The sequence below is a fragment of the Sphingobium sp. B10D7B genome, from assembly GCF_025961955.1.
Lineage (GTDB): Bacteria > Pseudomonadota > Alphaproteobacteria > Sphingomonadales > Sphingomonadaceae > Sphingobium.
This window is the reverse complement of record NZ_JAOQOQ010000001.1, coordinates 2,132,477-2,155,404: the sequence shown is the minus strand read 5'-3', so window position 1 is coordinate 2,155,404 and position 22,928 is coordinate 2,132,477. Positions and strand designations below refer to the sequence as shown.

Sequence of the window (22,928 nt, the reverse complement as noted above, 5' to 3'; positions counted from 1 at the left end):
TTGCGCTACGGCAGCCACAAGGCTAAGGGCCGGTCATGCAATATGTGAGCACCAGGGGACGCGCGGCTGCGCTGGATTTCGAAGGCGCAACGCTGGCAGGGCTGGCGAGCGATGGCGGACTGTATCTGCCTGAGCATTGGCCGACCTTTTCCGCCGACGAGCTGGAGGCCATGCGCGGCCTCTCTTATGTCGAGACCGCCGTTCGCGTCATTCGCCCCTTCGTGGGCGATTGTCTGAGCGAAGACGAACTTCGCGAACTGTGCACGCAGGCTTATGGCCGCTTCTCTCACGCCGCGGTGACACCGCTGGTGCAGCTCGATCATCAGCACTGGCTGCTTGAGCTGTTCCACGGGCCGACGCTGGCGTTCAAGGACGTCGCGCTGCAGATGCTCGGCCTGCTGTTCGAGAAGTTCCTCAGCCGGCGCGACACGCATCTGACCATCGTGGGTGCCACGTCCGGCGACACCGGCTCGGCGGCGATCGATGCCGTCGCGGGCCGTGCCAAGATCGACATCTTCATGCTCCATCCGGCCGATCGCGTGTCGGATGTGCAGCGCCGGCAGATGACGACGGTGCTGGCGCCGAACGTCCACAACATCGCTATCGAGGGCAGTTTCGACGATGCTCAGGCGCTGGTGAAGCGCATGTTCAACGATGCCGAGTTCGCCGGCCGCTTCGATCTGTCGGCGGTGAACAGCATCAACTGGGCGCGACTCGTGGCGCAGGTGGTCTATTATATCTATGTCGGCGTGCGCCTCGGCGCGCCGCATCGGCAGGTGGCCTTCTCGGTGCCGACCGGCAATTTCGGCGACGTGTTCGCCGGCTATGTCGCAGCGCGCATGGGACTGCCCATCGAGCGGCTGATCGTCGCCACCAATGTGAACGACATTCTGCACCGGGCGCTCTCGCAGGGCGACTACAGCCAGGAAGGCGTCGTGCCGACGGCCACGCCCAGCATGGACATTCAGGTCTCCTCCAATTTCGAGCGGCTGCTGTTCGATCTTGGCGGGCGCGATGGTCTGGCGCTGGCCGAGCAGATGAAGGGATTTGAGGCGACAAAGGCCATGCGCCTGACGAATGCCCAGCGCGACGGGGCGTCCAAGCTCTTCTCGTCCGCGCGCGTCGATGGCGACGACATGTCGCGGGCGATGCGCTGGGCTTATGATGCGGCCTCTCAGGTCATCGATCCGCACAGCGCGGTCGGCCTCGCGGCGGCCCATGCCGTGCCGCTCGATCCGTCCGTGCCGGTGGTGACGCTGGCGACGGCGCATCCCGCCAAGTTCCGCGATGCCGTGGAACGCGCCACCGGCGTGCGTCCCTCGCTGCCGTCACGCGTGGGCGATCTGTTCGGGCGCGAGGAGCGCTATGCGACGCTGCCCGGTACGTTCGAGGCAGTGACCGAATATATCGCGGAACGCGCCACGCCGCGCCGTGGGTAGGACGTCCTTTCTGAAGCCCCTCCTCTTTAGAGGAGGGGTTGGGGTGGTGTCGGCTACGTCGGCTCCAGAGCGCTGCGCGAGCGATGCTCTGCGTCGCCCCCACCCCCCGACCCGTCCCCTGAAGGGGAGGGGCTAGATGTCTATAACCCCGCCATCCACGCTCCCGCTCACCACGATGGTTGGCGAGCCATGGGGCGATTACGGCCTGATCGATAGCGGCGCCGGCCGCAAGCTGGAGCGCTACGGCCCATACCGCTTCATCCGGCCCGAGCCGCAAGCGATGTGGCAGCCCGCGCAGGCCGACTGGGATGCGCATGGCAGCTTCATTCCGGCATCGGACGAGGATGGCGGCGGGCGCTGGCACTTCGACAAGCCCGTGCCGCGCGATGGCTGGCCGCTGCGCTGGGAAGAAGCGCGCTTTCAGGCGAGTTGCACGCCCTTCCGTCATCTCGGCTTCTTCCCGGACATGGCGCCGGTGTGGCAGTGGGCACGCGAGCGGCTGCACGGCGTTGAAGCGCCTCATTTCCTCAACCTGTTCGGCTATACCGGCGTCGGCACGCTGGCCCTCTCCGCGACCGGGGCACAGTGCGTGCATGTTGATGCCTCCAAGAAATCGGTCGCGCAGGCGCGTGCCAATGCGGCGCTCTCCGGCATGGAGAGCAATCCCGTCCGCTGGATCATCGACGATGCCGCCAAATTCGTGGCACGCGAGGTGCGGCGGGAGCGGCGCTATCATGGCATCCTGCTCGATCCGCCCAAATATGGCCGCGGACCGGATGGCGAGATCTGGCGGCTTGAGGAAGACCTGCCCGGCCTGATCGCCGATTGCCGCCGCTTGCTGGATGGCGAGAGCCGCTTCCTGTTCCTCACGGTCTACGCTGTGCGCATGTCCGCCCTGGCAATCGGTGAACTGCTCCGCGCGCATCTGGGCGATCTGCCAGGACGGATCGAATGCGGCGAGCTGGCCGTGCGGGAAGAGGCGCGGGGGCTGCTGCTCCCCACCGCAATCTGGGCGCGCTGGACGCGGGACTGAGGGGCTTTCGGGGAAGGGGTTCGCTCGTAGAGTCAGCGCACCGCAAGCGCCTGCGTAAACCTGCCCACCTTTCCGTTCGTGTCGAGCGAAGTCGAGACACGTCTAGCGCTGTGCTTGGTGTCTCGACTTCGCTCGACATGAACGGGGAAGAGGGAAGGCCTGGTATGCCGCGCCCCTCAATCCCGCCCTACCTAATCCCGTCCCGCCCTTAGCGCCGCACCGCCCGCGACGGGAGCCACCACACAGAGCAGAAGCGAGCAGGCCGCCACCAGCTTGAGCGCGCCGTCGCCGCCAAATTGCAGGGCGCCGGCACCGAAGATCAGGATCGGCACCGCCAGCGGCAGCACCAGCAGGCCGGTCAGTGCGCCGCTGCCCCGCAGGCCGGCGGTGAGTGCTGCCACCAGCAGGGCGAGCGCGGCAAGGCCGGGCGTGCCAAGCGCCAGACCGATCATCACCAGCCGCAGCATCTCCGGCTCCAGCTTGAGCAGGGCCCCGGCCGGCAGCGCCGCGATCAGAAGCGGCGGGCCAAAGCTCAGCCAATGCGCGACGCCCTTGGCAAAGAGGATCGTGCCTTCCCCCACGCCGCGCAGCACGAGCTGGTCGATCACGCCGCTGTCGCGGTCCGGCTCGATCAGCCGGTCGATCGGCAGCAGGCTGGCCAGCAGCGCGGCGACCCACAGCAGACCGCCGCCGGTCTGGCTGAGCAGCGTGGCATTGGGGCCGACCGCGAAAGGAAACAGCGCCGCAATCAGCAGCAGAAAGGCCAGCGGCAACCAGATGCCGCCGCTCCGCCACGCCCGACCAAGATCGCGCAGGATGATCGGGCCGATCATCCGTCGCGCTCCTCGCCCGCATCCGGGGCCGGCGCATGAAGGTTGATCACCGCGTCCTGCGTCCAGGCGAGGGGCATATGCGAGGCCGCGAGCACGAGGCCGCCCTGCGCCCGGTGCCGGTCCACCAGTTGGCCGAGCTGCGCGGCCGAGGCGACGTCGAGGCCATTGGCCGGCTCATCCAGCAGCCAGATCGGTGCCGCGGTGATCAGCGTGCGGGCCAGCGCGGCGCGCTTGCGCTGGCCGGTGGAGAGCATTCGCACCGGAATATCGCGCAGATGTGCAATGGCGAGGTCATCGAGCGCGGCGTCGATGCGCGCGGACGGCGCCTCATCCACTTTGGCCCAGAAGGCGAGGGCATCGCGCACCGTGCGGTCCCGGTCCAGCGCATCGAGCTCGTCGGTCAGCGCAACCGCGCCCTCACAGGTCACCGTCCCCGCAAAGGGCCGCAGGAGCCCGGCAATGATGCGCAGCAGGCTCGATTTGCCGATGCCGTTCGGCCCGGCGATCTGAGCGCTGCCGCCTGCCGTCAGGCTGAGATTGACGCCGGCGAACAGCAGTCGCCCGCCCCGCAGGCAGGCGACATCGTCCAGCCGGAGCGCCGCGCCGCTCATGGCTTGACGGTCCATGCGCGCGTGGCCGAGAAGGGGGCGCGCGAAAAGGAGACCGCCATGCCAAGGATCGCCCGTCTCTCCGACGAGGAGCGCGCGCAAGCGCTCAGCACCCTCCCGGCCTGGCGCCTGTCGGATGATGCCAGCGGCATTTCGCGCAGCCTGCGGTTCGATGATTTCGTCGCCGCCTTCGGGTTCATGAGCAAGGTCGCCCTGCTGGCCGAACGCGCCGATCATCACCCGGAATGGTCGAACGTCTACAATCGCGTGGATATTCGCCTGACCACCCATGATGCCGGGGGCCTGAGCGCGCGCGATATTGCCCTCGCCACGGCAATCGACGCGCTGCTCTGACGGGGAGGGGGCGGGGGACGCGGCGCATCAGAAGACCGGGGTGTTATAATGGTGCCAGGCCATCAGCGCCATGGCGCTGCGGTGCGGACGCCATGCCTCGGCCAGCGCGCGGGTTTCGCGTTCGGCCGGGCGCGCATCGAGGCCCATGATCTGCCCCACCGCGATCTGCACGGCGAGGTCGCCCGCCGGCCAGATGTCCCTGCGGCCTTCCGCGAACAGCAGATAGATTTCCGCCGACCAGCGGCCGATTCCCTTGATCCGCACGAGCGCGGCGATGGCCTCCTCATCATCCTGCGGCAGGGCGTGCAGGTCCAGCCCGCCGCTCACCACCATTTCCGCGAGGCTGCGGGCATAGCCCTGTTTCTGGCGGGAGAGGCCGCAGGCGCGGAGCGTCTCGAAATCCTGCGCCAGCAGGGCATCGGGCGCGCAGCCGGCGCCAAGCGCCGCTTCCAGCTTGCTCCATACGGAGGCCGCCGCGGCGACGCTCACCTGCTGGCCGACGATGGTGCGCAGCAGCGTTTCATAACCCGGTTCGCGCTGACGGGATGGGGGGTAACCGAGCCGCTCGATCAACGCGGCGATCGCGGGCTGATCTGCCGCCAGCGCATCCAGCGAAGTCCGCAATGCGGCATCATCGAGCATGGTTCGTCCCAGGATAAAGAGCGGCGCGCGTCGCCGGGTTGATTTCTGTCCAGCAGCCCCTCATAGCGAGCCAAACCATGGTTTGGAGATAAAAATGCCGCAATTGACGGTTGTGACACGGGACGGCGCGCGCCACGAGATCGAGGCCCAGAATGGCCACACGGTCATGGAAGTGATCCGCGACAACGGAATCGACGAACTGCTGGCCATTTGTGGCGGCTGCTGTTCCTGCGCAACCTGCCATGTCTATGTGGACGAGGCTTATGCGGACAAGCTCCCGCCGCTCAAGGGCGACGAGGACGATCTGCTCGATAGCTCCGAGCATCGCAATGCCTCCAGCCGTCTCTCCTGCCAGATCCCGGTCGGCCCGGAGCTTGAGGGCATGGTCGTCACGATCGCGCCGGAAGACTGAGCGCTTTGGCCCGGTGCGCGCCAGCGGGCGCCCGCCGGGTCTAGTTATCCACCCGGGTCCAGACCTGTGATCGGCAGCCGATGCGGCCGATCAGGCAGCCTTGCGCGCTCAGCGTCCGCTCGTTGACCAGGGTGATGGTGCCGGAAAAGGTCTTGCCGATATCCGGTACGAACACCTTGCCCCGCCAGACATTTTCCTTCTCGGGCACGAAGCCGCTGAACAGGCGCGCGCCGATCAGACTGTCCATCCCGCCCTTGCGCGCGTCTGCGCGGGCTTTTTCGCTGGCCTGAATCACCGTCCCGCACATCGCCGTGCCGCAGCGATGCGCGCGCACCTGCACGCTGCGCTGCGGATTGGTCCAGATGCCCAGCGATTCGCTTTCCGCCGCGCAGGCTGCGCTGGTGCCCAGAGCGGCGCTTGCGATCAGCAGCCCAAGGCTTGCGTGCAACCTCATGGCAACGGCGCCACGCGCAGCACGGCCATCGGTGAATCCTTGGTAGCTGGGGTGACCTTCCAGACGATCCGTCTTTGTCCATCCTTCATGGTTTCGGCGCCTTCTTCCTGATTCTGGCTCACGATCTCTGCCGATGTGGTCAGCGTGAACGTGCCGTCCAGCAGCCCGCCAGGGCTCTCACGACCGCTCGCCGTGCCCATCGGTAGGGCGGCGGCATCGCTATCATTGGCAAAGCCGGGAGCCTTCACGCGCACGCGATCCTTGCCGCGCAGTTCGATGGCGAGGAAGGGAAGGACGACTTCGCCGTCCGGGTTGAACGGAAAGACGAAGCCATGGTCGAGCCGGCCGCTGATCCGGTAATCGATCGCGAGCTTGCGGTCGCCGATGTAGCGTGCGGAGCGGTAGCCATATTCCTTGCTCAGCGCCTCGGCGAGACGCCGGAGCTGCGCCTCATCGTCGGCATCGACGTCGTCCGCAGTCCCGCTCTTGCTTTGCGGCTGGCTGGCGATCTTGAACATCTGCGCATCGTCCGTCGCGGCATCGGTGGCGTCGCCGTCTGCGGCATTGTCTTCATCCAGCAGCCCGTCGGTCATGTCGGACGGACTGCTCTTGAGAAGCTGCACCTCGCCCACATAAGCGAAGGTGAAGCTGCGGTCGGCCTTGATATCGAGCGTCGCCGCGAATCGCGTCGGCACGAGCAGGCAGCTCGAAAGCAGCAGGGGCGCGATCAGCACCAGCAGCCAGCGCGTCATCATCGCCCGGTTCGTCAATCGCTCATCCCCCGCGAGGCACGGCGCCAGGCTTGCGCCTAGCGCGTCATGCAGGCGTATAGCGCGATTGCAGCGGCGTTGGAAACGTTGAGGCTCTCCATGCGCGGGCTGATCGGCAGGCGAGCGACCATGTCGCAATGATTGACGCTGTTCAGGCGCAGGCCTTCACCCTCCGCACCCAGCACAAGCGCGACGCGAGTGGTATTGTCCAGTGCACCGGCGATCGTATCGCGTGCGTCGCCATCGAGCGCGATGCGCCAATAGCCGGCCTCGGCGATTTCATCGAGCGCGCGAGCGAGGTTCACCACGCGTACCCAGGGCACGATTTCCAGCGCCCCTGCCGCCGCCCGCGCGATCACGCCCGATTCGGGCGGCGCATGGCGGTCCTGCGTCACAATGCCCAGTGCATTGAAGGCCGCGGCCGAGCGCAAAATCGCGCCGACATTGTGCGGGTCGGTCACCTGATCGAGCACCAGGATCGGCCGGCGTGCCTGTTCATCCGGCACACCCTGTTCCAGGAGATCGCCGAGCCAGATATCCTCCAGCGCTTCCACCTCGGCCACAAGGCCCTGATGCGGCGCGTCGCCCGGCACCATGCGGCCCAAATCGGCCACGTCCGAATAGACGATCGGCAACACCGGCGGCAGATCGAGCGCGGCCAATGCCTCGCGCGTGCCCCAGATCTTGCGAATCACCCGCTCCGGATTGGCGAGCGCGGCCGTGATGGCGTGGCGCCCATAGAGCCTCGGATACCCGCCTTTCGGCTTTCCTGTTCTGTGTCCCCGTTTCATGCGTGCGCTTTTCCACAGCATGGCATTGACAGGCAAGGCCCCATTCGCCATTGAGCCGCCTCCAATCCGTTTGACGGCCCCGCCGTCCGGGTCAGGCGCCTCTGGAAGGGTGGCCGAGTGGTTAAAGGCAGCAGACTGTAAATCTGCCCGCGTGAGCGTACGCTGGTTCGAATCCAGCCCCTTCCACCATCTCCCATGATGAGCAGTTGAAACCGCGTCCCCCGGGACGGAAGCCTGAATCAGCGCAATCGATCGATTGCATTGTCCGTAGGCCCGCTTATCCGGCGCGGACCATCCGAGCCCATAAATCGTCAGCGGGTGGCGGGTGGCAGTCCGTCATTTGCGAATCCCGGCAGCTTGCCGATCTGATCGGCGGGCAGATCGAGCCCGGATTCGATGCGCTGAAGCAGCATCGAGAAGAAATCATAGCCTTCCCGCACCTTCTCCTCGGAGACGTCCTCAAGCAAATGCGCGCGCAGGCTGGCGGCGATTTCGAGCATATGGGCCAGCGTCTGATAACCCTCTGCCGTCAGGCGCATCAGCTTGTTGCGCCGGTCGCTCGGGTCGGGCAGCCGCTCCACCAGCCCTTCGGCCTCCAGCAGGTCCAGCGTGCGGGTGAGGGTAGGGCCTTCGATCCCGACGCGCTTGGCGATCTGGATCTGGGTCGTGCCGGGCGGTGCATAGGCGATGGAGGACATCGCCTCCATGCGCGATGCGCTCTGGCCGATATCCCGCAGCTTCTCATCGACCAGCGCGCGCCAGCGGCGGGCCAGCATCACAATGGTGATGGTCAGCGCCATGTCCGGGGAAGGATAGCCCGATTTCGGTGGCAGGACCTTGCCGAAGATTTCAGCTTCGCTGCCTGCCGTCTTGGGAGCGCTTTTCATGCGATGCCGTTCCTTCGTAACCTTGCCAGAAGGGCGCGATCGCCCAAAAAAGTCGCAAAAATCTCTGCGGTCCGCAAAATTAGTTTGCGCGTGAGCAATGTGCAACCGCCCGCGCGAACTGCCTTGTCTGCAACCGTTCAGGGGTGCGCCGGGAGGCAAGTAGGCGTGGCGGACGCCCAGTGCGCCCGCCACGCCCTCGTCAAAAGCGCAACCGGGCGCCGAGGAAGAAGCGCCGGCCAAGCACATCGTAGGTACTCGGGTCCGTGACACCGGATTGCGAAGAGCCTCCCTGCGCGAGCGTGCCTGCCCGCACGCCGAGGCGCGGGGGCTGCTTGTCGAACAGATTGTCCACGCCGAACCGCAACTCGACGGTGGATGTCGCCGCGACCCGCCCGGAGAGGTCGAAGATGTCATAGGCGGGGATTGGGAGCTCAGTCGCCGTCGTGCTGGTCGCGTAGGTGAAGTAGCGAACCTTGGGCAGATGACGCCATGTCAGGCTGATGGCACCCGAGCCGAAATTATAGGCGACATTGGTCGACAGCTTCCATTTGAACTGCGCACTATACTGGTTGCTGCCGATGGTATCGCGATAGTCGGCCGTCGGCCCGCCCGGCAAGCTCTGGACGTCGAACTTGTCGAGATAGTTGAACGCGATATTGGTGGTGAACGATCCCTCATCCCCGAACAGCCCGGGCGCCGGGACGGTCCAGTTAAGATTGGCGTCGATGCCTGCGGTGTGGATTTTACCCAGATTCTCGAAGAAGGCGCGTGTCGCCGACCAGAAGCCACTTTGCGGCTCACGGATGATCCGGGTGCAGAACTCGTTGTCGGGATCGTAAGTGGGATTGCTTGTGCCATCGAAGTTGAAGCACTGGCGGTAGACATAATCGGTCGACAGGGTCGAGACGGCACCTGCGATCTTGATATTATAATAGTCGACCGAGAGGGTCAGGCGGCTGAGCCACGGGGAATCCCGCCATGGCGAGCGGATGACCATGCCGGCCGTGAAGGTGCGGGCTTCCTCGGACTTGAGATCTGGGTTGCCCAATGTGACATCCCGCCCCAGAGGGAACAGCTGCGGCTGATTGCCCACGAAATCCGGACCGATCGGAAAGCCGCCTGAGATCGCGGAGCAGAGTGCCAGAACCTGCGCGCGATCCGGATTATCGGCGCGATTGCCATAGCCGGGATAGGCGGAATTGTTGGCATGGGTCGCGCACGGATCGCCGCCGGGCCAATTGACCACGGTGTAGATGCCGGGCTGGAAGATTTCCGCGATGTTCGGCGCGCGGTTGGCGACCTGGTAGCCGCCGCGGAACTTCAGCCAGTCATTCACGTCCCAGTCGCCAATGACTTTCCATGTGCCGACCGAGCCTGCCGTGTTGTAGCTCGAGTGACGATAGCCCGCATTGAGGTTCAGTGCCTGAACGAAGGGCAGATCGGACAGAAGCGGAATGAGGACCTCGCCGGAGAAATCCTTGACGAAGATCTTGCCTTCCGTTCGCGAGACGCCGGGCAGGCTGATGACACCGCTGTTGATCGTCTGTGCGTTGAGCGGGCCGCTGGGCTCATAGAAGAAGTTGTTCTCGCGATAGGACGCGCCGGCCGCAAAGCGCACTTCACCGGCTGGCAGGTCGAACAGTCCACCCTGGAAGTTCACTTCCGCCTGCGTCTGCCCGACGACCGTCTCAGCCTTGATGTTCGCTTGGATCAGGTCCTGGCAGTCCTGCGAGACCGGGGCGGTGGTGAACGGGTTGAGACCGCTCGTGCAGCTTGCGGACATGCCGAGACTGGGGTGCAGGAAGGTTGTTCCAGCGCCGTAATTAGGAAGGCCGATGAGCGTCTGGTAGGCATCCAGATCGATGAAATTCTCATAGCGCGTAACTTGCGAACTCCTGCCGTGACCGCCGAAGACATCGAACGTCCAGTCGCGAATGCCCACATTGCCGCGGAAGCCGCCAATCACCTCATAATTATAGGTGTTCGTTTCGGTGCGCGAGGGGCCCATGAACGTCATCGATTGATTGAGCGACCATGGCGCATTCGGGCGAGCGCGGCTGCGCAGGATGTCGCAGAGGTCCTGCGGCACAGGATGCCCCACCGCCGCGCCACATGTCCCGGCGTCGAAAGTGATACCGGCATTGAGTTGACTGAACGCCGTGGCATAAGTGGATTGGGTCTGGACATTGTTCTGGTCGAACTTGGCCTGAACATAGGCCGTAATGCCATCCGTGATGTCGTAATGCGCGCTGCCAAAGAATGATATTCGCCGCAGCGGCAACTGGAGATAGCCTTCCTTGCTGACGAAGGAGGCATTGCCGTTCTCCAGAATTTTCACATTGGGGTCGGTGCCGTTGTAATTGGGTGCGGGCGCACCTGTCACGCGGCCGACGACGCCCGAGAAGATCGTGGCATCGAGCGGATTAGCGGCCTTGTTGAAGAAGAAGCTGGTCGACAGGCCCGGCCCGGCAATCGCGACTTCGCCCGGCGCGAAGCCGTAGCGCGCGAACACCTGATTAACGGCCGCCTGGGAGGGGTTGCCGGCTGGTGCAGCGAAGTCGAAGCCGGCCACCACGCCCGGTACGCCGGTCGTATTCGTGCGCGGCGTAACGCCGAAGCTACTGCCGAAGAAGACCGCGCCGCCGCTGCTGGCGGGATCGGTATAACCGGCCTGATAGAAGGGGCGATCCGCCTGATAGATGATGTCGCGGTCCTGATAGGTCACGCCCAGCATGGCGTTGCCGCGTCCATCGGCGAAATTGCCACCAACAAGGGCGGATATCTCGAACTGCCGTCCATCGCCACGTTCGCTGATTCCCATGCTGGTATCGATCGTGACGCCGGAATAGTCGCGCTTGAGCTTGAAATTGACGACGCCGGCAACGGCATCCGCGCCATAGGTTGCGCCCGCGCCGCCGGTGATGACCTCGACGCTGTCGAGCGCTGCCTTGGGAATGGTGTTGATATCGACCACCAGTGTCGCATTGGCCGGCTGAGTGCGCCGTCCATCCAGGAGGACCAGCGTTCGATTGGCGCCGATGCCGCGCAGGTCGAGCGTCGCGATACCGGGGCTGTTGGTCGGTGTGGCCTGCACGTCAGATCCGGCCAAGCCGGTCAGGCCGGCGCCGCCGCGACCGGTCGCGCCGACGCCGCCTGTGAACTGCGGCATTTCCTTCAGCCCCTGATCGATGCTGAGATCCGAGGAAGACTGCAAGGTGTCGCTTGTCACGGTGGTCAGCGGCGTCGCTGAGGTATAATCGCGGCGCACGATCCGCGATCCGGTTATGACGATCGCCTGCGTTTCCTGCGCGTCCGCCTCGGTGGACTGGGCCTTTGCCGGGCTTGGCGCGTTGAAGGCAAAGGCGAGCGCCGTACAACTCACCAGGGCACGCGCCGTCCATCTGTCAGTTCGTGGGTTCATCAGTCTTCCTCCCCTGCGTCGCGCGAGCCATTCGCGCAGCGTGGTCGTCTCTCGAGGAAGAGTGAGCGGCGTGGATACGCGTCATCGTGCGCAGGAACATCGAATGAGCGAACGCCATCTGCCTGCGCGGACCTGTGTCGCGCAGCCATATCCTCCCCGTCTGCGTCGCCGACTCGAAAGGTCAGCTTCAAATGAATGCTATTCAAATAAATGCAGACGGCAACTACTAAGATTCAATCGAAATTGGGCTCTTCATTGATCCGGGGGTTCAAGGAAAAGCATTGAAAGCAAGGCTGGCGCATGCGTGCGTCTGTGTTATCGATGGGTGATTCCGCGACGCGGCATGAATCGAAAAGGGGCAGGGGTAATGGCGAGTAGAGACAGCAGGTCGGACAAGGCGCTTCAGATGCGGATTGTTGACGCGCTGGTCCACCGGATTGGCAAGGATAGCCAAGCTGCGCTGCCACACGACTGGCTTGCCGCGACGATCTATACCCTCCGTGACGAGATCATCGAGCGGTGGATGGAATCGTCCAAGGCGGCTCATGCTGCAGGTGCGAAGAGAGTCTATTATCTCAGCCTCGAGTTCCTGATCGGGCGACTGCTGCGCGACGCGCTGAGCAATCTCGGCGTGGTTGAGGAGGTGCGCGCCGCGCTGGCCGAACATGGCGTGGATCTGGACGAGATCGTGGAGATCGAACCGGATGCTGCACTGGGCAATGGCGGCCTCGGGCGTCTCGCCGCTTGCTTCATGGAGAGCCTCGCGACGCTCGACATCCCCGCTTATGGCTATGGCATCCGCTATGTGAACGGCATGTTCCGCCAGCGCATCGATGATGGCTGGCAGGTCGAACTGCCCGAAAACTGGCTGGCCCACGGCAATCCGTGGGAATTCGAGCGGCGGGAGAGCGCCTATCGCGTCGGCTTTGGCGGCGAAGTCGTCGGCGATGTCGATGGGCGCGTCGAATGGCATCCGGCCGAGAAGGTCATCGCCATGGCGGTCGATACCCCGGTGGTCGGCTGGCGCGGACGTCGCGTGAACACGCTGCGGCTGTGGAACGCTTTCCCGGTCGATCCGCTGCGGCTCGATGCCTTCAATGCCGGAGACCATGCCGGCGCGCTGGCCGAACAGGTGCGCGCCGAAAGCCTGGTGCGCGTGCTGTATCCCGCCGATTCGACGCAGGCCGGGCAGGAACTGCGCCTGCGCCAGGAGTATTTCTTCTCGTCGGCCTCCATTCAGGACATCGTGCGGCGGCACATGCAATATCATGGCAACATCCGCACATTGCCGGACAAGGTCGCCATCCAGCTCAACGATACGCATCCGGCGGTGTCCGTCGCGGAACTGATGCGCCTGTTGATGGACGATCACGGGCTGGAACTGGCGGATGCGTGGACCATCACGCGCGCCACATTCGGCTATACCAACCACACTCTGCTGCCCGAGGCGCTGGAGAGCTGGCCGCTGCCGCTGTTCGAGCGGATGCTGCCCCGGCATATGCAGATCGTCTATGCCATTAATGCGCTGGTGCTGCGTGAGGCGCGGGCCAGCAAGCAGCTCGACAATGCAGCCATCTCCGCCATTTCCGTGATCGACGAAAATGGCGAACGCCGCGTGCGCATGGCCAATCTCGCCTTTGCTGGCGCGCACAGCGTCAATGGCGTCGCGGCACTGCATACCGAGCTGATGAAGCAGACCGTCTTTGCCGATCTGCACCGGCTCTACCCGGACCGGATCAATAACAAGACCAATGGCGTGACGCCGCGGCGCTGGCTGCTGGAGTGCAATCCGGGCCTCACCGCGCTCATTCGCGAGACGATCGGCGACGGGTTCATGGACGACGCCGAGAAGCTCCACGAGCTGAACCGGTTCGCTGATGACGCGGCGCTCGGCGAGCGGCTGGGCGCCATCAAGCGCGCCAACAAGGAGGCGCTGACGCAGCATCTGCGCGAGCATATGGGTATCCGCCTCGATCCCTCCGCGCTGTTCGACGTGCAGATCAAGCGCATCCACGAATATAAGCGCCAGCTCCTCAATCTCATCGAGACGGTGGCGCTCTACGACCAGATTCGCAGCCATCCGGAGATCGACTGGGTGCCGCGCGTCAAGATTTTCGGCGGCAAGGCAGCGCCGAGCTATCATAATGCCAAGCTCATCATCAAACTGGCCAATGACATCGCCCGGCGGATCAACAGCGACCCCTCGGTGGGCGGGTTGCTCAAGGTCGTTTTCGTGCCGAATTACAATGTGAGCCTGGCCGAGAAGATCATCCCCGCCGCCGACCTCTCCGAGCAGATTTCCACCGCCGGCATGGAGGCATCCGGCACCGGCAACATGAAGTTCGCGCTCAACGGGGCGCTGACCATCGGCACGCTCGATGGCGCCAATATCGAGATCAAGGACCGGGTGGGCGATGACAATATCGTCATTTTCGGTCTGACGGCGGATGAAGTCGCGCACCAACGGGCCAATGGCTATAACCCGCGCCAGATCATCGAGGAGTCGCGCGAGTTGCAGCAGGCGGTGTCAGCGATTGCCTCGGGCGTCTTCTCGCCGGACGACCCCAACCGTTATGTCGAACTGATCGGCGGCCTGTATGACCATGACTGGTTCATGGTCGCCGCCGATTTCGAAAGCTACAGCCAGGCCCAGCGCGCCGTCGATGCCCGCTGGTCGAACCCCGCCGGTTGGCAAAGCGCAGCGCTGCGGAACATTGCGAACGTTGGTTGGTTCTCCTCAGACCGCACCATCGCGGAATATGCCAAAGACATCTGGGGAGTTATGTGAAGCCGCCCAAAGCGGCCCTTGAAGCCTTGCTGGCTGGCACCCATGCCGACCCCTTTTCGTTGCTCGGGCCGCACGAAGGGCCGACTGGCATGTTCGTGCGCGCGGTCATTCCGGGTGCCGAGCAGGTGGACGCCTATGATCTGGCGGGCACGCGGCTGGGCAGGCTGGAGCGCGTTGATGCGCGCGGTCTGTTCGAAGGCGCCGTGTCGGGACCGCGTCAGCCCTTGCGCTATCGTGCGAAGGGGCAGGAGGCCGAGTGGACAATCACGGACCCGTATAGCTTCGGACCGGTCCTGGGGCCGCTCGACGATCTGCTGATTGGGGAAGGCACCCACTTCCGATTGTTCGACAAGCTCGGCGCGCATCTCATTGAACATGAAGGCGCAAGTGGCGTCCACTTTGCCGTCTGGGCGCCCAATGCACAGCGCGTGGCGCTGGTCGGCGACTTTAATGATTGGAACGGCCAACGCCATGTGATGCGCCGCCGCAGCGACAATGGCGTGTGGGAAATCTTCATGCCCGGCCTCGGGGCGTGGGAGGCGTACAAATATCTGATCGTCGGACCGGACGGCACGGTCCAGCCGCTCAAGGCCGATCCGTTTGCCTTCGCCTCCGAACTTCGGCCGAAAACCGCGTCGATGACCTTCTCTCCTGCCAAGCCGGACTGGGGAGATGCCGCCCACCGCGCGCATTGGGCCTCGGTCGATCCGCGCCGTGTGCCGGTGAGCATCTACGAGGTTCACCCCGGATCTTGGCGACGGGATGAGGACGGCTGGTTCCTGTCATGGGACCGGATGGCCGAGGAGCTGATCCCCTACGTCGCGGACATGGGCTTCACGCATATCGAGTTCCTGCCGGTCTCCGAGCATCCCTATGACCCTAGCTGGGGCTACCAGACCACCGGCCTTTATGCGCCGTCGGCCCGCTTTGGTGATCCGGCCGGCTTTGCCCGCTTTGTCGATGGCGCCCACCGCGCCGGCCTTGGCGTGCTGCTCGACTGGGTGCCCGCGCACTTCCCGACCGATGCGCACGGGCTGGCGCGCTTCGATGGCACGGCGCTCTATGAGCATGAAGACCCGCGGCAGGGTTTCCACCCGGACTGGAATACGGCGATCTACAATTTCGGGCGGCGCGAGGTGGCGAGCTTCCTCGTCAACAACGCGCTGTTCTGGGCCGAGCGCTATCATGTCGACGGATTAAGAGTCGACGCCGTCGCCTCGATGCTCCACCGCGACTATAGCCGCGAGCCGGGCGCATGGGTGCCCAACGCTGAGGGCGGGCGCGAGAACTGGGAGGCCGCAGCCTTCCTCCAGACCATGAACAAGGCGATCTACGGCGCCCATCCCGGCATCATGACGATTGCCGAGGAATCCACCACATGGCCGGGCGTCACGCATCCCGTGCATGACAATGGCCTGGGTTTCGGGTTCAAGTGGAACATGGGCTTCATGAACGATACGCTCAGTTACATGGCGCGCGATCCGATCCACCGGCGCTATCATCATGAAGAAATCACCTTCGGGCTGACCTACGCCTATACCGAGAATTTCGTGCTGCCGCTCAGCCACGACGAGGTGGTCCACGGCAAGGGATCGCTGCTCAACAAGATGGCCGGCGATGATTGGCAGAAATTCGCCAATCTGCGGGCTTATTATGCCTTCATGTGGGGCTATCCCGGCAAGAAGCTGCTGTTCATGGGGCAGGAGTTTGCCCAGCGTCGCGAGTGGAGCGAAGCGCGCGCGCTCGACTGGGATCTGCTGGACGCGCCCGCCCATGCCGGCATCCGGACACTCATTCGTGATCTCAACGGTTTGTACCGCTCTCTTCCCGCCCTGTATCAGCGCGATTGCGAAGGCGAGGGCTTTGAATGGCTGATCGTGGACGATCGCGAGAATTCGGTGTTCGCCTGGGTCCGCAAGGCACCCGGCGCGGCGCCTGTCGCGGTGATCGCGAACATGACGCCGGTGGTGCATTATGATTATCGCGTGCCGCTGCCGCATGATGGCGTCTGGCAGGAGGTGATGAACACCGATGCCGCGATCTATGGGGGCAGCGGTGTCGGTAATTTGGGTGCGGTGCAGGCCGAGAAAGGCGTGGCGAGGATGACCTTGCCGCCCCTCGCCACGATCATGCTGCACGGAGAGGATTGAGGCGTCTGCCGTCATAATGGCGCGCCAGAGGAAGGAGTGGGAACAGGTGACACAAAGAGAAGGCCGCAAACAACCTCTGGCACGCGATGCGATGGCTTATGTCTTGGCCGGCGGGCGCGGCAGCCGCCTGATGGAACTGACCGACAATCGCGCGAAGCCTGCGGTCTATTTCGGCGGCATGTCCCGCATCATTGATTTCGCGCTCTCCAACGCGATCAACAGCGGCATCCGGCGCATTGGGGTGGCGACGCAGTACAAGGCCCACTCCCTCATCCGCCACATGCAACGCGCCTGGAACTTCCTGCGCCCCGAGCGCAACGAGAGCTTCGACATTCTGCCCGCCTCGCAGCGCATCGACGAGTTTCACTGGTATGAGGGTACAGCGGACGCGGTGTTCCAGAACATCGACATCATCGCCAGCCACGCGCCCAAATATATCGTCATCCTGGCGGGCGATCACATCTACAAGATGGATTATGAGCTCATGCTCCAGCAGCATGTGCAGGAAAATGCCGATGTGACCGTGGGCTGCCTGGAAGTCCCGCGCATGCAGGCGACGGCCTTTGGCGTCATGCATGTCGATGATAAGGGCCAGATCACCAGCTTCCTCGAGAAGCCCGCCGACCCGCCAGCCATGCCCGGCAAGCCGGATGTCGCGCTCGCCTCGATGGGCATCTATGTCTTCACGACCGAATTTCTCTTCGAGCAACTGCGCCGCGATGCCGACGATCCGGAGAGCAAGCGCGATTTCGGCGGAGACATCATCCCCTATATCGTCAAGCACGGCAAAGCCGTCGCCCATCTGTTTTCATCCAGCGCGATCCGCGCTGCCGAGCAGATCGAGGAATATTGGCGGGATGTCGGTACGCTCGATGCGTATTGGGAAGCCAATATCGACCTGACCGACGTGGTGCCCAAGCTCAACATGTACGATCGCGACTGGCCGATCTGGACCGACCAGATCATCGCCGCGCCCGCCAAGTTCGTGCATGATGAGGAAGGCCGCCGGGGCATGGCGGTGAGTTCGCTCATCTCGCAGGATTGTATCGTCTCGGGCGCCGAGGCCCATCGCAGTCTGCTGTTCACCGGCGTGAAGATGGGCAGCTTCGCCAGCGTCAAGGAGGCGGTGATCCTGCCTTATTGCAACATCGGTCGCGGTGCGCGGCTCAAGCGGTGCATCATCGATAGCGGCGTCCGCATTCCGGAAGGTCTGGTCGTCGGCGAAGATCCGGGCCTGGACGGGCAGCGGTTTCGCCGCACGGAAAGCGGCATCTGTCTGATCACCAAGGCGATGATCGACCGGCTGGACTAGCGTCTAGGGCCGCGCGCAGCACTTGCGCGTGTCGAACCGGATTTTTCATCCTTTGCCTTAAGGCACGTCGCCGTCCATCGGGTTGTTACGAACATGACAGAGCTTTCCGTCCTCTCCGCCGCGTCCGAATGCTGGCCGCTCATCAAGACCGGCGGCCTTGCCGATGTGGCCGGGGCCCTGCCGGCGGCGGTGGCGCCCCATGGCGTGGCGATGACGCGCTTTCTGCCCGGCTACCCCTCGGTCCTGAAGGCCCTGCCGCGCAAGCGCACCGTCTTCCGCTATGACGCGCTGCTCGGCACGCCGGCGCGCATTCTCGCTGCCAAGCATGAGGGGCGCCCGCTGCTGGTGCTCGATGCGCCCGGCTTTTTCGAGCGCGATGGCGGACCTTATGCCGATGCCATGGGGCGGGACTGGCTGGACAATGGCCTGCGCTTTGCCGCCTTCGCCAAGGCCGCAGCCGACCTCGCCGCCGGGCGCGCGGGGCTCAAGCCGTTCGATGTGCTCCACGCGCATGATTGGCAGGCCGGGCTGGCGCCGGCCTATCTGGTCTATTCCGGGGATCAGACGACAAGGCCCGCCAGCGTGATGACCATCCACAACATGGCATTCCAAGGCTGGTTCGACGCGGCTTTCTTTGCCCGGCTGGACCTGCCGCCGGTCGCATGGTCGATCGAGGGCGTGGAATATCATGGAGGCGTGGGGATGCTGAAGGCGGGGCTGGTCCTCGCCGATGCGATCACCACCGTCAGCCCCGGCTATGCCGAGGAAATCCGGCGGCCCGAATTCGGCATGGGGTTGGAGGGGCTGGTCGTCGGCCGGCAGGACCGCATGCATGGCATCGTCAACGGCATCGATGCCGCCGAGTGGAATCCGGCCAAGGATGCAGCGCTGGCCGCGCCATTCACGGCGGACGACCTCTCCGGTCGCGTGGCCAACAAGCGGGCGATCGAGGCCGCCTTCGGGCTGGAGAGCGGCGATGGGCCGCTGTTCGTCGTCATCACACGGCTCACCTGGCAGAAGGGCATGGACGTGCTGTTGGAGGTGATCGATCACCTCGTCGGCCTGGGCGGCAGGCTCGCGGTGCTGGGCAGCGGCGATGCGGCGATCGAGGCAGGGCTTCATGCCGCAGCCGGGCGGCATCCCGGTCGCGTTGGCATTCGCATCGGCTATGACGAGCCGCTCGCTCATCTGATGCAGGGTGGGGGCGATGCCATTCTCATTCCCTCCCGGTTCGAGCCCTGCGGTCTCACGCAGCTTTACGGTCTGGCTTATGGCTGCGTGCCGGTCGTCGCGCGCACTGGAGGGCTGGGCGATACGGTGATCGACGCCAATGAGGCTGCCATGAACGCGGGGGCGGCCACCGGCGTGCTGTTCTCGCCGGTCGATTATCAGGGCCTTGCAGCGGCGATCAGCCGCACGATCCGCGTTTATGGGGCGGGAGCGCGCTGGCGGCCGATCCAGCAGGCGGGCATGAAGACGGACAATAGCTGGGGACGGAGCGGCGCTGCTTATGCTGCGCTCTACCGGCAACTCAAGGAGCAGAGATGACGATCATGCGCGTCCCCACTACGCCGTTCGAAGGCCAGAAGCCCGGCACATCCGGCCTGCGCAAGAAGGTGCGGGTGTTCCAGCAGGCCAATTATGCCGAGAATTTCGTCCAGTCGGTCTTCGATGCGATTGATGGCAAGGATGGTGCCCTGCTCGTGATTGGCGGCGACGGGCGCTATCATAACCGAACGGTCATCCAGCAGACGATCCGCATGGCCGCCGCCAATGGCTTTGCGAAGGTGATGGTGGGGCAGGGTGGCATCCTCTCGACGCCAGCCGCCAGCCACCTCATCCGCAAATATGGCGCGCTGGGCGGGCTCATCCTCTCCGCCAGCCACAATCCCGGCGGGCCGGACGAGGATTTCGGGATCAAGTATAACGTCTCCAATGGCGGGCCGGCGCCGGAGAAAGTGACCGAGGCAATCTACGCGCGCACACAGACCATCACCCAGTGGCAGATGGTGGAGGCGGCGGACATCGATCTCGATGCGCTGGGCACCGTTACTGTGGGCGGCATGACAGTCGAGGTGGTCGATCCCGTCGCCGATTATGCCGATCTGATGGAGGAGCTGTTCGACTTTGCCGCCATCCGCGCCATGGCGGCGGGCGGTTTTAGGCTCGCCTTCGACGCGATGAGCGCGGTCACCGGCCCATATGCGACCGAGATTTTCGAGCGACGCCTGGGCTTTGCGCCCGGCACCGTCCGCAATGGCACGCCGTTGGAGGACTTTGGCCATCATCACCCGGACCCCAATCTCGTCCACGCCAAGGTGCTGTACGATCTGATGATGAGCGCGCACGCCCCCGATTTCGGCGCGGCGTCTGACGGCGATGGCGACCGCAACCTGATCATCGGCAAGGGGCGCTTCGTCACGCCGTCGGATTCGCTGGCGATGCTGGCGGCTAACGCCCACCTCGCCAAGGGCTATCGCGGCGGCCTCAAGGGCATTGCCCGCTCCATGCCAACCAGCGCGGCAGCGGACCGCGTGGCGGAAGCGCTCGGCATCCCGAGCTTCGAGACGCCGACCGGCTGGAAATTCTTCGGCAATCTGCTGGATGCCGGCATGGCGACCATCTGCGGCGAGGAAAGCGCCGGCACGGGCAGCGACCATGTCCGCGAGAAGGACGGCGTGTGGGCCGTCCTGCTCTGGCTCAACATCCTTGCTGAGCGGAAGATCAGCGTCGATGCTCTGGCCCGCGATCACTGGGCGCGCTTCGGCCGCAATTATTATGTGCGGCACGATTATGAAGGTATCGAGACGCAGAAGGCCAATGCGCTGATCGACGCGCTGACGGCGGCGCTCCCTACGCTGCCCGGTGCGCGCTTTGGCGCGCTCACCGTCGCAGCGGCGGACAGCTTCTCTTACGCCGATCCGGTCGATGGCTCGGTCAGTGCCAATCAGGGCCTGCGCGTGCTGTTCGAGGGCGGTTCGCGCGTGGTGTTTCGTCTCTCCGGCACGGGCACGGAAGGCGCGACGCTGCGCGTCTACCTGGAGCGTTACGAACCCGTGGGCGGCGCGCTGGATGAAGAGACGCCTGCGATGCTGGCGGAGCTGATCGCAGCGGCGGAAGCGATTGCCGGAATCGCGCGCCACACGGGCCGCGCTGCCCCGGATGTCGTGACATGAGGCGGCGCGCCTTTGCTTCGCAGGCGTTCAGGGCCTGAATGTACGGCGTTCATCTTACCCGCGAGGGGGCGACATTCTCCGTCTGGGCGCCCGACGCGACTGCCGTCACCCTGTGCCTGTTCGACGAGGATGGGCACGAGCATTGCCATGCCATGGTCCAACAAGCCGATGTCTGGCAGGCGCAGATTGCCGGGGTCGCGGCCGGCCAGCGTTATGGCTTTCGCGCTGACGGCCCATGGGCGCCGGAGCAGGGGCTGTGCTTCGATCCCGCCAAGCTGCTGGTCGATCCCTGGGCGAGCGCGATTGATCGGCCTTTTGTCTACGATCCCCAGCTTGTCGAGCGCGGCGTAGAGACGGCGCCCTTGGTGCCGCGCAGTGTCGTCACCGCACCGCTGGCCGATCTCTCGCCGACGCCGCCGCACTTCCGCCGGGGCGCCCTGATCTACGAACTGAACGTGCGCGGTTTCACCATGCTGCACCCGGACGTGCCGCCGAGACTGCGTGGCACGGTGGCGGCGCTTGCCCACCCGGCGGTCATCGCGCATTTCCAGAAGCTGCATGTCGGCGCGGTCGAACTGATGCCGATCATCGCCTGGATCGATGAGCGGCATTTGGTCGCGCGTGGTTTGGCCAATGCCTGGGGTTACAACCCGATCGCGCCCATGGCCCTTGATCCCCGGCTTTGTCCCGGTGGGATGGCGGAATTGCGCGAAACGGTGGCGTGCCTGCACCAGGCCGGCGTCGGCGTCATTCTCGACCTGGTGTTCAACCACACCGGTGAGAGCGACCGGATCGGGCCGACCCTGTCGATGCGCGGGCTGGGCGAACGGAGCTATTATGCGCTGGAGGCCGATGGCGACCTCGTCAACGTTGCCGGTACCGGCAACACGCTTGATTTTACCCAGCCTGCGGTGCGGGCGCTCGCGCTGGACACGCTCCGACGCTTCGTGCGCGAGGCGGGCGCGGATGGCTTCCGCTTCGATCTCGCGCCGGTGCTGGCGCGCGGCCCGGCGTTCGACCCGCAGGCGCCAATCTTCGATGAGATCGCGCGCGACCCTTGGCTGGCGGATCGGGTCCTGATCGCCGAGCCATGGGATATCGGCGCGGACGGTTATCAGCTCGGCCGCTTTCCTGAGAGTTGGCTGGAGTGGAACGACCGCTATCGCGACGATGTGCGCCGCTTCTGGCGCGGCGATGGCGGGATCGGCGCTTTCGTCACGCGTCTCGCCGGATCATCTGACATCTTTGGCAAGCCGAGCCGGAGCATCAATTTTCTGGCGTCTCATGACGGCTTCACGCTCGCCGATACCGTGGCTTATGTCCATCGTCACAATCTCGCCAATGGCGAGCATAATCGCGATGGGCATGGCGAGAATTTCAGCTGGAACCACGGTGTCGAGGGGCCAAGCGACGATCCCGCCGTAATCGCGGCCCGCGGGGACGATCTGCGGGCCTTGCTTGCGACGCTCTTTGCCTCGTCCGGCACGATCATGCTGACGGCCGGCGATGAATTTGGCCGCACCCAGCAGGGCAACAACAACGCATATGCGCAGGATAATCCGCTCTCCTGGGTTGCCTGGCATGATCGCGATACCGCACTGGAGGCCTTTGCCTGTGCGCTCTCCGCCGCGCGCGCGGCGGATCTCGATGCGTTCGCGACATTTCCTGAGCCCGGCCGCTGGTCCGGGGCGGACGGGGCGGATATGAGCGTTTCCGACTGGGAATCGGCCGAGACCGGCTTTGTCCGTTATGAAGCGGACTTGCCGAATGGTCGCCGCTTCACGCTCCTCGTCGACCGCGCGCACCGCCGACTCATTGTTGACATTGTCCGGTATTGAGTGAAAACCGGGCGGGGAAT

Annotated in this window: 18 protein-coding genes and 1 tRNA gene; 11 read left to right on the top strand and 8 right to left on the bottom strand. The window is 64.6% G+C overall.

The window, feature by feature from the left end; all coding sequences use genetic code 11:
- Nucleotides 1-35: 35 nt before the first annotated feature.
- Both thrC and M2331_RS10200 read left to right on the top strand, forming a co-directional pair.
- Nucleotides 36-1,439, top strand: coding sequence for a threonine synthase (thrC, locus tag M2331_RS10205; protein WP_181560183.1), 1,404 nt, complete (start codon nucleotides 36-38; stop codon nucleotides 1,437-1,439).
- A gap of 136 nt (nucleotides 1,440-1,575) precedes the next feature.
- A complete protein-coding gene (locus tag M2331_RS10200) occupies nucleotides 1,576-2,472 on the top strand; it encodes a class I SAM-dependent methyltransferase (protein ID WP_181560182.1) in 897 nt (298 codons plus the stop codon).
- Between the two features lie 191 nt (nucleotides 2,473-2,663).
- Here the strand turns inward: M2331_RS10200 and M2331_RS10195 are convergent, their stop codons facing one another.
- Together M2331_RS10195 and ccmA are read right to left on the bottom strand one after the other, a co-directional pair.
- Complete coding sequence (locus tag M2331_RS10195) at nucleotides 2,664-3,305, bottom strand: heme exporter protein CcmB (protein ID WP_181560181.1); 642 nt, start codon at nucleotides 3,303-3,305, stop codon at nucleotides 2,664-2,666.
- A complete protein-coding gene (ccmA, locus tag M2331_RS10190) occupies nucleotides 3,302-3,916 on the bottom strand; it encodes a heme ABC exporter ATP-binding protein CcmA (protein ID WP_181560180.1) in 615 nt (204 codons plus the stop codon). Before ccmA ends, M2331_RS10195 begins: the two co-directional genes overlap by 4 nt.
- Nucleotides 3,917-3,973: 57 nt before the next feature.
- Here ccmA and M2331_RS10185 point away from each other — a divergent pair, with 57 nt between their 5' ends.
- The gene (locus M2331_RS10185; protein ID WP_181560179.1) at nucleotides 3,974-4,267 is read left to right on the top strand and encodes a 4a-hydroxytetrahydrobiopterin dehydratase; all 294 of its coding nucleotides are present in this window, start codon (nucleotides 3,974-3,976) and stop codon (nucleotides 4,265-4,267) included.
- 27 nt (nucleotides 4,268-4,294) lie between these two features.
- Here M2331_RS10185 and M2331_RS10180 read toward each other — a convergent pair whose 3' ends face one another.
- Nucleotides 4,295-4,909 carry a DNA-3-methyladenine glycosylase family protein gene (locus M2331_RS10180; RefSeq protein ID WP_181560178.1) on the bottom strand — a complete coding sequence of 205 codons (615 nt, stop codon included), beginning with the start codon at nucleotides 4,907-4,909 and terminating at the stop codon, nucleotides 4,295-4,297.
- A 94-nt stretch (nucleotides 4,910-5,003) separates the two neighbouring features.
- Here M2331_RS10180 and M2331_RS10175 point away from each other — a divergent pair, with 94 nt between their 5' ends.
- Nucleotides 5,004-5,321: a 2Fe-2S iron-sulfur cluster-binding protein gene (locus M2331_RS10175; protein ID WP_181560177.1), complete on the top strand. Its 318-nt coding sequence runs from the start codon at nucleotides 5,004-5,006 to the stop codon at nucleotides 5,319-5,321.
- Nucleotides 5,322-5,361: 40 nt separating this feature from the next.
- On the opposite strand, the gene M2331_RS10170 is transcribed toward M2331_RS10175, so the two are convergent.
- The 3 genes from M2331_RS10170 to M2331_RS10160 are packed head-to-tail and all read right to left on the bottom strand — an operon-like array spanning nucleotide 5,362 to nucleotide 7,336.
- On the bottom strand, nucleotides 5,362-5,775 hold the full coding sequence (locus tag M2331_RS10170) for a DUF2147 domain-containing protein (RefSeq protein WP_181560176.1): 414 nt from the start codon (nucleotides 5,773-5,775) through the stop codon (nucleotides 5,362-5,364).
- A complete protein-coding gene (locus M2331_RS10165) occupies nucleotides 5,772-6,530 on the bottom strand; it encodes a hypothetical protein (protein ID WP_181561462.1) in 759 nt (252 codons plus the stop codon). The genes M2331_RS10170 and M2331_RS10165 overlap by 4 nt, the downstream gene beginning before the upstream one ends.
- Nucleotides 6,531-6,583: 53 nt before the next feature.
- A complete protein-coding gene (locus tag M2331_RS10160) occupies nucleotides 6,584-7,336 on the bottom strand; it encodes a TrmH family RNA methyltransferase (RefSeq protein WP_181560175.1) in 753 nt (250 codons plus the stop codon).
- 103 nt (nucleotides 7,337-7,439) lie between these two features.
- On the opposite strand from M2331_RS10160, the gene M2331_RS10155 reads away from it, so the two are divergent.
- Nucleotides 7,440-7,525: transfer RNA gene (locus M2331_RS10155), tRNA-Tyr, on the top strand.
- A 122-nt stretch (nucleotides 7,526-7,647) separates the two neighbouring features.
- Here the strand turns inward: M2331_RS10155 and M2331_RS10150 are convergent.
- Nucleotides 7,648-8,223 (bottom strand): MarR family winged helix-turn-helix transcriptional regulator, encoded by a 576-nt coding sequence (locus M2331_RS10150; RefSeq protein ID WP_181560174.1) that lies wholly within the window; start codon nucleotides 8,221-8,223, stop codon nucleotides 7,648-7,650.
- A gap of 199 nt (nucleotides 8,224-8,422) precedes the next feature.
- Nucleotides 8,423-11,644 carry a TonB-dependent receptor domain-containing protein gene (locus tag M2331_RS10145; RefSeq protein ID WP_181560173.1) on the bottom strand — a complete coding sequence of 1,074 codons (3,222 nt, stop codon included), beginning with the start codon at nucleotides 11,642-11,644 and terminating at the stop codon, nucleotides 8,423-8,425.
- A 367-nt stretch (nucleotides 11,645-12,011) separates the two neighbouring features.
- Here M2331_RS10145 and M2331_RS10140 point away from each other — a divergent pair, with 367 nt between their 5' ends.
- The 6 genes from M2331_RS10140 (at nucleotide 12,012) to glgX (ending at nucleotide 22,908) form a co-directional block, all read left to right on the top strand.
- Nucleotides 12,012-14,432, top strand: coding sequence for a glycogen/starch/alpha-glucan phosphorylase (locus tag M2331_RS10140; protein WP_181560172.1), 2,421 nt, complete (start codon nucleotides 12,012-12,014; stop codon nucleotides 14,430-14,432).
- Nucleotides 14,429-16,582, top strand: a complete 2,154-nt coding sequence (gene glgB / locus M2331_RS10135; RefSeq protein ID WP_181560171.1) for a 1,4-alpha-glucan branching protein GlgB — start codon at nucleotides 14,429-14,431, stop codon at nucleotides 16,580-16,582. Before M2331_RS10140 ends, glgB begins: the two co-directional genes overlap by 4 nt.
- 46 nt (nucleotides 16,583-16,628) lie before the next feature.
- A complete protein-coding gene (gene glgC / locus M2331_RS10130) occupies nucleotides 16,629-17,894 on the top strand; it encodes a glucose-1-phosphate adenylyltransferase (RefSeq protein WP_264570843.1) in 1,266 nt (421 codons plus the stop codon).
- 93 nt (nucleotides 17,895-17,987) lie between these two features.
- Complete coding sequence (gene glgA, locus M2331_RS10125) at nucleotides 17,988-19,442, top strand: glycogen synthase GlgA (RefSeq protein ID WP_181560169.1); 1,455 nt, start codon at nucleotides 17,988-17,990, stop codon at nucleotides 19,440-19,442.
- A complete protein-coding gene (locus M2331_RS10120) occupies nucleotides 19,439-21,070 on the top strand; it encodes an alpha-D-glucose phosphate-specific phosphoglucomutase (protein WP_181560168.1) in 1,632 nt (543 codons plus the stop codon). Before glgA ends, M2331_RS10120 begins: the two co-directional genes overlap by 4 nt.
- Before the next feature lie 38 nt (nucleotides 21,071-21,108).
- Nucleotides 21,109-22,908, top strand: coding sequence for a glycogen debranching protein GlgX (gene glgX / locus M2331_RS10115; protein WP_181560167.1), 1,800 nt, complete (start codon nucleotides 21,109-21,111; stop codon nucleotides 22,906-22,908).
- Nucleotides 22,909-22,928 lie beyond the last annotated feature (20 nt).